At 42.8% G+C, this 10,935-nt stretch carries 6 protein-coding genes; all 6 read left to right on the top strand.

Translation table 11 applies throughout. From position 1 onward, the window contains the following. Positions 1–190 precede the first annotated feature (190 nt). The 6 genes from VNN20_15040 to VNN20_15065 all read left to right on the top strand — a co-directional run bounded on the left by VNN20_15040 (position 191) and on the right by VNN20_15065 (position 10,634). Entirely contained in the window at positions 191–1,192 is a 1,002-nt protein-coding gene (locus VNN20_15040) for a sugar transferase (protein ID HWP93507.1), read from the top strand. 488 nt (positions 1,193–1,680) lie between these two features. Then, positions 1,681–3,771 carry an NAD-dependent epimerase/dehydratase family protein gene (locus VNN20_15045; protein HWP93508.1) on the top strand — a complete coding sequence of 697 codons (2,091 nt, stop codon included), beginning with the start codon at positions 1,681–1,683 and terminating at the stop codon, positions 3,769–3,771. Between the two features lie 67 nt (positions 3,772–3,838). Then, a complete protein-coding gene (locus VNN20_15050; GenBank protein HWP93509.1) occupies positions 3,839–4,948 on the top strand; it encodes a sulfotransferase in 1,110 nt (369 codons plus the stop codon). A gap of 842 nt (positions 4,949–5,790) precedes the next feature. Further along, entirely contained in the window at positions 5,791–7,206 is a 1,416-nt protein-coding gene (locus VNN20_15055; protein HWP93510.1) for a sulfatase, read from the top strand. A gap of 221 nt (positions 7,207–7,427) precedes the next feature. Further along, positions 7,428–8,813: an IS1380 family transposase gene (locus tag VNN20_15060; GenBank protein ID HWP93511.1), complete on the top strand. Its 1,386-nt coding sequence runs from the start codon at positions 7,428–7,430 to the stop codon at positions 8,811–8,813. Positions 8,814–8,852: 39 nt separating this feature from the next. Continuing rightward, positions 8,853–10,634: a carbohydrate binding domain-containing protein gene (locus VNN20_15065; protein HWP93512.1), complete on the top strand. Its 1,782-nt coding sequence runs from the start codon at positions 8,853–8,855 to the stop codon at positions 10,632–10,634. Positions 10,635–10,935 lie beyond the last annotated feature (301 nt).

The raw sequence follows: 10,935 nt of genomic DNA on the forward strand, positions 1-10,935 counted from the left end.
GTAACCTTTCTGACCTTTTGCAGTTTCGGGGTAAAAAGTATATGTTAGGTGAACCCTTTCTTTTTAAGCTAAAAAATATTTGGTTGTAAGTCCCTTAAGTTATGAACTAAACGGGGCCAATATGAGTCTGCTCAAAAACTACAAATTTGATTCTAGACATTACGTTGAAGCCCAAGAAAGACAAATGAAAATGAATACCAAAGAGTCCTACCTGAAAAGACCTTTTGATTTGCTCTTGTCTTTCATCGGTCTGGTGATCTCTTTCCCTCTCTGGGTTATCATATCCGCCGCAATATATCTTGAGGACGGAAGACCCATCTTCTATAGCCAGACCAGGCTGGGCAAAAAGGGAAGGGTGTTCAAACTGCTCAAGTTTCGGTCTATGATAAAGGATGCTGAACAGCAGACCGGCGCGGTATGGGCGAACAAGGAGGACCATCGCATTACAAAGATAGGCGGTTTCCTCAGAAGGACCGCTCTGGATGAGCTGCCGCAGTTACTAAACATATTCAAGGGCGACATGAGCTTTGTCGGCCCGCGTGCGGAAAGGCCGGAGATTGCCAGGGAGATTTTAAAAGAAATTCCTGATTTTAACGACAGGCTTCTTGTACTTCCCGGACTGACCGGGCTGGCCCAGGTTTACGGAAATTACAACACCCCGCCCAGAAAAAAATTGCGCTATGACCTACTTTACATAAAGAATCAGAGTTTTTGGCTGGACTTAAAGCTTATTTTGATATCTTTCTGGATTACCTTCACATTCAAATGGTCGGAGAGGGAGAAGAGGGCGGAAAGGCTGATAGGCCAGATTATGTTGGAAGCCGGGGTTATAACCGACCAGGAATTAAATGACGCTTTAGAACACCAAAGGGTATGGGGTGGAAAGGTAGGTGAGAATCTTATCCAATTGGGCTATATTACTCATCCGGAGCTTAGACACTTTCTAAACCTGCAGGTGGTACAGAATGGAAAGGGTAGCTGGATAATTAAGAATAACGATAATGGTAGTCATAAATTAATAGGTCAGATACTGCTGGAATCGGGAGTCATAACTGAGGAGCAGTTAATGGACGGTCTGGAGAACCAAAGGGTGCGCGGCGGTAAAATAGGGGAAAATCTCGTCAAGAAAGGATACATTTCCGAATCCCAGGTTGCGTATTTTTTGAATAAACAGCTTGAGATGAATAGCTAAGGCATACCAGAATATGAGCTTCCGGACATAGTCAAAGTAAATTATATCAGGAGAGACAACCCCCCATATTGTCATACTGAATATCATGACTAAGTCAATAACCCCATTCGTCCTGAGCCCAGTCGAAGGGCGAACACCTTACGTTTTGAGTTCATACTTCAATAAAACTCAGTATGAGCGGATATACATCCGCTGGTAAAGAGAAATAATAATGACCATTCATTCTATGTAAAAGTCTAATGGAGCGAAGGTAAAGGATCCGATTTTAAGATTTTTTACCAAGCTTATATAATGTACTTGGGACGAGCTCTGGGGTATAGCGAAGGGTTCAGCATGACAACAAAGTTAAAGGTGACTGTCCCCAGGATATAATTAAATTTAGTGTTTGTTTGATTAAGTTCAGACTAATGCAAGTATCAGCCTATTTATAGGTTTTACCTTTGAAGCGGCTATCCACGTCGCTAAAAGAGTTTGATGGAGGGATTCGTATGAGAGTGGGCATCATTGGTTGCGGGCAGATTGCTAATATACACATTCCGGTTATTAAAAAATATCCGAATGTCGAGATTGTAGGGCTTGCCGACGTCAACGTGGAGGTATTGGAAAACACCGCCTCCAAATTTCACATATCCGATAGATTCACTAATCCTCCTGACTTAATCGAGAAGAAGAAGAGACCGGAAGTAGTTCATATACTCACCCCTCCTCAATATCACTATGAACTGGCTAAAATGGCTCTAGAGGGGGGCTGCCACGTTTATGTGGAAAAACCAATGTGCATGAATGCGGCCGAAGGGGAAAAATTGGTTAAATTGGCCAAACAAAAGAATCTTAAGCTTTGTGTCGGCCATAACCATCTTTTTGACTCGGTCATGGTAGAAGCGAGAAAGCTGGCAGAGCGTGGGGATGTAGGAACAATCTGCTCTATAGAATGTTGCTACGGGTCCGACCTTGGTTCGGACTCTAAAGGACGCTATTTCACGCAGGCTTACAGGCACTGGGTCTATCAGCTCCCCGGCGGCATTTTCCAGAACCTTCTGGACCATCCGCTTTCCGTTATAATACCGTTTATAGGCAACCCCACTTCGGTATACTCGCTTTCGGCTGAGGCTGGAGTCGTTCCGCCAGGAATTCCCAGTGAGTTGCAGGTTATCCTCGGGGATGGCCGCATTACCGCGCATATTAATCTTTCGTTGGCAGCCAGCCCCCGGTTCTACCACCTAACCCTTTACGGAACCAACGGAAATATATCCGTGGATTTCTTTAACAAGCGGATTATTCAACGCTCCCATGGAAAAATGCCCAGGGCGGTTTCCAGGGCGCTTTTTAATCTGAAAGAAGGGTCCCAGATTCTGACCAGCACGTTATCCAATACGGGAAAGGTGCTCACCGGGAGATTTTTCCCCTACGAAGGCCTAGAGAGGCTAGTCACCGAGTTCTATAAATCAATCGAAACGGGTATCCCTTCTCCGGTCCCACCGGAGAGCGGCCTGACCGCCTTACGAATCATGGATACGGTCTGGAAACAGATCGATTATCCCAGGGACAATGCGGCCCTGATGAAGAAGTATAGGGTCCAACCGGATTCATCGGCTAAGGTAAAGATTCTTATAACCGGCGCCAGCGGGTTTGTAGGGGCAAACCTTTTGAAGAAATTAAGTGAGAATGACAACTATTACATAAGGGCGATGGTTCGGAATCCAAGGAAAATAGAGGGTCTGGTGAAGGATCGCCCGATAGATATATTCATAGGAGACCTATCCGATGAAAAAAGCGTTTTCTCGGCTGTCGAGGGAATAGACGTAATCTATCATATAGCGGCAACGATGGGGGGTAAATGGTCTGATTACGTCGAGGGAACTATCAAGGGTACCGAGAGATTGGTGCAGGCTGCCTTACAACACCGAATAAAAAAATTTGTGTATATAAGCTCGATCGCTGTTTATGGAATCCCCGAAAACGGCAACAGGCCCATAATGGAAGATAGCCCTTATACCAGTAATCATCTGAATAACTACATTAAATCTAAGATTGAGGCTGAGCGGATTATTCTTGAGAATGTGAAAAACAACCAGTTGCCTGCCACCATACTGCGGGCCGGTGTAATTTACGGCCCGGGGAGAGTAAATCAACTACCCAGGATCGGGTATCAGCTTGTTGGAAAGTTTTTCGTCAAGATTGGCCTCAATAGCGTGACCCTTCCGGTGGTTTATATAGATAACGTGGTGGATGCATTGATACTGGCGGGGAACTCGGAAAACAGCGTCGGACAGGTTTATAATGTCGTCGACGACGAGCGATTTACCCAGATGGAATATCTCAGCAAACTCAATGAGTACGGCAAAGAGCGTATATACTACATTTCTTTTCCCTACACATTGGCATCCGGCGTCGGCTCCATTGCCGGGAAGTTGAGCAAATACAGCCCTCACTTAGAGAGAATCTCGTCTTACCTTTCACCCTTTCATTTGCAAAGCTGTGCCAAAGAGCTCGACTATGATAACTCCAAAATTAAGAGGGAATTGGGATGGAAACCCGATTCTGATATTGACAAACATTTCAGAAGAATCTTCGGATAAAGATAGAGCTCAGTTATTTGTAACCTATTAGAAGGCACATAGGGAGCGATCTGTAATTCTAAAGACGATGGCTAGACTGGATCTGATACCCCATATTTTAAGGTGGCATGATTCCCTGGCGAGCTATACACCGGTTTTAAGTTCGATACCATTCATGCCGGGAAAGGCCAGGGCTCGTACGTGCAGAATCTACATAAAATCAAAGATTGACCAAAAGGGCAGGGATGCAATAGCCAAATTCATCAATAACTTGCCGTCAAAGGCTTTAGAGTACCCGCAGGTTGTCTCAAACGTGACCGATGAGCTATATCAGGAGTTCAGCTATGAAGAGTTATGCGAAGGCATAATTCCCCGGATAGCCGGGAGAATCGAAAATATAAGGAGCTTGAGTGAAAGTCAAAAGTTGTACATTTATCTTATGCTGGGGGCTCACCAACATGCCCGGAGATATCTCGATAATTTGCCGGTGTTAAGAAAGCCGGACTTCATAATTGCCGGTGCCCAGAAAGCCGGGACTACCTGGTTAATGGACGCTTTAAGCAATCATCCGGACATCTGGGGCACACCCACAGAATTACACTATTTCACTTCAAACCGCCGTAGATGGACCTGGGAGGAGTACCTGGCGCTGTTTTCTTTGAGCGGGAGTAGATTGAACGGAGAAAAATCGGTTACCTATCTTCAGGTCATTGACGAGGTTGTAAATAAGCTACCCGGAACCAAAGTATTCGTAATTCTCCGCGACCCGTTTGATAGGATAGTATCGCAGTATTTTCATGATATACGCAATCATAGGTTTAGAGATAGGAATGGAATTAAGAATATAAAAGATTATATTGAAAGAAATATAGGGGATTGTAGGGAACGGGGTTTATATTATTCGAATATAAGAAATAGCCTTTCTAGGATCAATATTCTTTTTTATCAGGAGATCTCTGATAATCCAGTAGCATTACTTAAGATCGTTTTAATGGCACTTGGGTTGAGAGACGTTGATCCTACTGACCTGATTCCAAAGAGAAGGATAAACAAGTCGGACAACAAGCCAAAGATATCATATAAAGAATTTCTCAAGAGCGCAGGATTAGCCCAGACTTTAAAAGAATATTACTATGATGATATCAGTAAATTGTCCCAGGTGACCGGAAAAGATTTGTCCAGTTGGATGGATTGGTAAAAATTTAAACAAGTTACGCTTATCATGGATTTGAGAATAAATAAATTATATCCCTCAAGAAAACTTAAATACGGCTACACTCTATAATAAGGTTGGAATAAGTAATGAATCTGCGCCATTTTTTTTATTTTGTTCTATTGGGTGGCTTATTCGGGCTTTTGATAATTTCCCTCGAACTTAGAGTAATATCTCAAGCACGTTTTGAGTGGGAAAGCAATCCTGCACTTGGCCTCTTTTTATCCGGATTTCCATGGTACATTGTGTCGCATTTCTTTTTAGCAATGGTAGCTGCCGGAGTGTTATGCCTGGTGTTTAAATTCTTAATAGACCACCATCCGGCGGGCTTGTTGTGGCCTGTTTGGGGACTTTATCTGCTGCTGTTTTTGGATTTATTTTTGATAAGCAGCCTTGTTTTCAGTCAACGCTTTTTCTTCCGTTCTTCATTGTCTGGCTGGTTATTGGGGGGATTACTGCTTACCGGGGTTGTATTATGTGTGACATTAATTCCCTGTATTTTGTTGAATTTCCTTTTTAGAACTCGGCTAAAGCTAAGGCTTGGATTACTGCTTATTTTTCTCTCCGCTATATCTTTTACTGTTATAACCTGGCTGCATCAACAAGAAGTGGAAATAACCCAGCAAGTTGCTCTGGCAGGTCAAATATTTAACCTCGGAGTACTAATATGGTTTGTGAAAGGTTTTCTTCTTGGCTGCTTAGCTCTACTTGTAGCTTTCTTTTTTGAGTATTGTGTCGAGCGTGCAACGAGAAAAGATTTCTTATCCGGCTCAATTACAGTTTTGCTTTTCTTAATTCTGCTAACAGGTCTCGTTTGGATTTGGATATTGGCTTGGAAACCGGAACAAGCCGGGCTTACTTCGGACCGAGAACCTCATCGGGATTCCCCTAACGTGATACAGATAGTCATTGACACCCTGGGAGGGAAGTACCTGGACCCGGGCCTGCTGGAACAATATCCAGCATTTACCGAATTGGCTAAAGATGGGTTTCAATTCGTCCGCGCATACTCGACTGCTTCCTGCACCTCCTGGAGTGTCCCGGCAATCCTGACTTCGAGCTTCAATTTTGTAAGCTCAGGACGTCAGTTCGATGAGTTCGGTTGGTTGGATGAGAACGAAATTACCACAGCAGAAATCTTCAAAGAAGCAGGATATGAAACGGTTGGATTCTCTGCGAACCCCGTCACGAGCGAAGCTTTTGATTACAATCAAGGGTTTGACCATTTTAGGGGTATAAAGGGAGGCAGCCTGCTCGGAGTTTACATTTTAAAAGCCCTGGGTACGCAGAATACCAAATTTGCATACCAATATGGATTGGTTGACTCCGGATTTTATTATCAGGATATAAAAGACCTTTATTACAAACTGGAGAGTTATCTCTCTCAAAACCATGCGCGTCCTTTCTACATTTATGTACAGACTATGGACTTGCATGCTCCTTATATGCCTCCCAAGGAATATCTGGATAGCGATTTTAGGTTTGATGACTTCCGTTCTCACTGGGAGCTTTCGGCGATGAAGAAAACCGGAAAGATCAGTGAAGTCCCGGAGGCCATCAGGAAAAACGCGCTTCAACTTTATCTCGGTGAGCTGAAGTACACTGACGAGTATTTAGCAAAGCTTATTCAGTTATTGAAGAGGTTAAATCTTTATGATAATACGATGATTGTAGTTACGTCCGACCATGGCGAAGAGTTTTGGGAGCACGATTCATATGCGCATTGCTCAACGAAGGCATATGATGAGTTGATCCGTGTTCCGTTGTTCATAAAGCCTCCGGGCTCAGCAGAAATTGACGGTATAGGCTCGGTCATGGAAGAGAACGTATCTACGCTTGACATACTTCCTACCATGGTTGATCTTGCTAACATAAACCTTGCCCCCTCGCAAAAAGAACATTTTGAGGGTCGCAGCCTTCTTCCTTTAATTCAGGAGAAATCGGACAACATGAACCACAGGATGCTATACGGCATTGAACGGAATTTATATTTCGCCATTCAGAAGCGATGGAAATTACTCTGGAGGGGCAAGGCAAAAAAATTCGAGCTCTATGACCTTGAACAGGACCCACTCGAAAAAGAGGATGTTTTTTTGCCGAGACAGTCGAGTGTGAAAGATGCGGTGGTGGACCTGAGCGTTTTTGCCAGTAGTTTCAATACTGAAACGGAATATGAGAAGGGAAACCAGAAATTAGACCCTAGCCTGGAGGAGAAATTGCGCAGTCTCGGTTATGTTCAGTAGACTGCTTACTTTTAGAGAGAATGCGGAAGATGATAAAAACTTCATCGACAACAAAATTAGCACAACAGAAACCGAATATTCTTCATACGAGACGGTTTCATATTGAATTTCTTAATATTTTAGATAATTATCAGACAGCCTCCTTGTAGCAAGGAGTTTCATTATATCGAATTCTGAATTATCCTGAATCCTGCATAAAAAATTATTGAATGTTAACAAAAATGTTGCAAATAACACATAATATCAATAAATTGAAGGGAAATTCTTCTCCGAAACAAACATACCTTTTAGTTAGGTTTATTTCGGATGCCCAGGGACCGAAAAATCTTCAAATCTCATTCAGCGGAAAACGGTTAACCCACTTTGGTGGTGTCTATCTTCTATATTGCTTCTTTAAGAAAATTCAACTCAAACCAAAGCTTGGAAAGGAACTCTCATTCAGTCAACGCAACAATCGTTTCACTATTTCAGAAGAACTATTGTCGCTCATTTATCCAATCATCCTCGGTCTTGGTCATATAGAAACATCACATCTTTTGAGACATAATGGTGTCTTTCAATATCTCACCGGGTTACCGACATATCCCAATCTAACTACACTCAGACGATTCCTGTTACGGATGGCCCCACTGGCATTACCTAAGCTCCGAGCCCTGCACGACAAACTGTTGTCCATGATGTCTGGAAAACCAGAAAAACCGACAGCGGTCATCTTCGATTTAGATTCAACTATGCTCAAACTCTATGGCAAACAAGAGTTGGCACGGGTTGGCTACAATCCTCTCAAACCCGGGCGAGTCTCCTATCATCCACTTCTCTGTTTCAATGGCCTTACCAAGGACTACTGGCACGGAGAACTCCGATCGGGCGATACACACACGTCTACCGGAGCAATCCAACTCCTGCAAGCATCGTTTGCCAAGCTGCCAGAATCAGTAATAAAAACCATCAAAGTACGCGCAGACAAAGGATTTTTCGACCACGAGATCATCGAGGCGATAGAAGACAAAGCTCAATTTATCATCGTTGCCAAAGCAACAAAACCCATCAAACGAAAACTTCAATCACTCCGATATCAAAAGCATTCCTCTGGAGCAGAGTCTTCCGAGTTTTACTATCAACCCCATCGATGGAGCAAACGGTATCGCTTTATTGCCATTCGTCGACCACTACCGGAAGAGCAAACACAACAACTCAGTTTATTTACCCTTGGTCGTTACAGTTATCAGGTCTTCGTCACCAATATGAAACTGACCCCGCTCAATTGCTGGAAGTTCTACAACCAGCGAGCAGCGGTCGAGCTGATTATCAAAGAACTCAAGCACGATTACCCCTTAGCCAAAATACCGACGAAATACTTCCAGGCAAACGAGGCATATTTTCATATCCTCTTATTTGCCTACAATCTATTGAATTGGTTTAAGCGATTATGTTTGCCGAAAGAATATCATCCTCTGACATTAAGCACTTTACGATATCGATTATTGCTCATCCCTGGAGAGTTCGTCAGGTCGGGGAATCGACCGATATTAAAACTTCCAGCAAATTTTTATTATAAAGAGGCATTTCAACATGCATTGAAAAGTATTAAAATATTGAAGCTTTAACTAGTCACTTTCACGCAGGATTCAGGATTATATATAATCATGAAAAGACATAGATTAATCATTTCAATTCTTTTGCTTATTACCTTAACACTTTGCTTGCTGATAGCTAATTTTGTGGACGTTTGCCCCAAGGTTGTTTGGAGTAAAGAAAAATCTTTTGGTGAACCAATACCAAGCCAAAACAAATTCGAAAAGCGCTATGTATTTTTTCGAGGCAATATGAATAATCAAGCCGACGTCAACAGGTTGGTTAGCATTATGAAACGGGCATCAGCAGTCGGATATAATGGGTTTGTGATAGGAGAACGTGGTTCCTGGAGAAACATAGAAAAGCAATCCCGGACTTACTTCAGGAATTTTGCTCGTATCAGAAGTGAGGCTAGTAAGCTGGGTGTGACTATAATTCCTGTTGCGTTTGACCAATGGGCTCCAACCCGCAAAGATCGAAATCTAGCTGAGGCTTTCCCCGTAATAGGAACAAAGTTTGTGGTTAAAGGTAAGTTCGCTTACTTAGAAGCCGATCTGCCGGTAGATTTGCAGAATTCAGGATTTGAGAAATCCATAGGGCATCAACCGACCAAGTGGATAGTTGATCAGCCAGGAAAAATTACATTTATAGACACCGTAGTAAAACACTCAGGCAGAGCTTCCATTAAAATAAAGGATCCAGGGGTTGGTGATCCAAGACACGGGCATGCACGTATTCGTCAGAAAGTATCAGTAGCTCCTTTTCGCGCATATGAGCTATCGTTATGGATCAAGACTCGAAATTTTAATAAGCCTAATGATGTCAAAATTTACATTTCGGGAGAGAAGGGCGATGATAAGTTGTATTCAAGGGCGCATTACGCCAGGGAACATATTAATACGACCCAAGATTGGGAGAAATATACAATCAATTTTAACAGTTTAAGTAATAAGAAAATTACGATATGGCTGGGGGCATGGTCAAAAGAAGGACGTGGAGAAGTGTGGTTTGACGATGTTACTCTAAAGGAAGTTGGACTGAAAAAGATGGTAAGAAGATCATCAATCCCGATAACTGTAAGCTCATGGGATGGAAAGAGAACATACGATGAGGGAAGTGACTATCTATTAGACAAACAAAAGCTTATAATTAGACCTAACTCTAGCATTCCTGAGGGACAGGCTTTAAGAGTTACCTGGTATCAACTTGCGGATGTCGTATACAATACACCAGAGGCTAGTGCATGCTATGAGAAGTTTTTTGATATTAATATGGATATTGCTAAGCGATTGAATAACTTTCTATCGCCCCCCGGATTTATGATGAATTACGACGAGTGGCGCGTGGCAAACTGGGATCCGTCATGTAGAACTGCAACTGGTGGCGAATACATGGCTCGAGCCATACGTATTTCTGAGCAGAGGCTGCGCAGCATAAATCCGAATTGGGATATTTATGTATGGAATGATATGTTCGACCCCTACCATAACGCCATAAATAATTATTGGATGGTAAAAGGGACTGTTGCCAAGTCGTGGCTTGGTGTATCTTCAAACATAATTATCATGAACTGGGGAAGCGCGAGTGCTAAAGATAAAGTCGCTAGTATGAGGTTCTGGCATTCTCGTGGGAATAGACAGGTTATAGCTGGATATTATGAGAGTGTAGGCAATGTTAGAAAATGGCTTGATGCGCTAGACGCAGTTGAAGTCCAAGGTGTAAGAGGAGTTATCGGATTTATGTATACAACTTGGCGGGGGAATTACCATGATTTGGAAGAGGTGGCAAACTTAATACAAAAGCGAGGACGCTGGGGTTCTGACCTAGCATTTCCTAAGAATAGCAAACAATGATTTCTTGTTGCATATAGGTCGGTTTATGGATTAAAAGAGGTAAAAACGCTCAGATCACGACAGGCTTACAGGGAAGATTAAAAAGGGTTCTTTCTTTTTTGCCTGTCATTTCAACCCCTTCGCTATGCTCAGAGCCTGTCCTGAGGAATTATGTTAAAAAGGGGTTAAGTATAAACGGTTCCCTTCTTATAATTAACAAAAAACTAAGGAGGGAACCGTCATGAAGAAACAAGGGATAGATTACACCAATCAAGACTTTTTTCTAGGTATAGATGTGCATCAGAAGAACTGGATAGTAACC

The sequence above is a fragment of the Thermodesulfobacteriota bacterium genome (assembly GCA_035559815.1).
Classification (GTDB): domain Bacteria; phylum Desulfobacterota_D; class UBA1144; order Nemesobacterales; family CSP1-2; genus DATMAT01.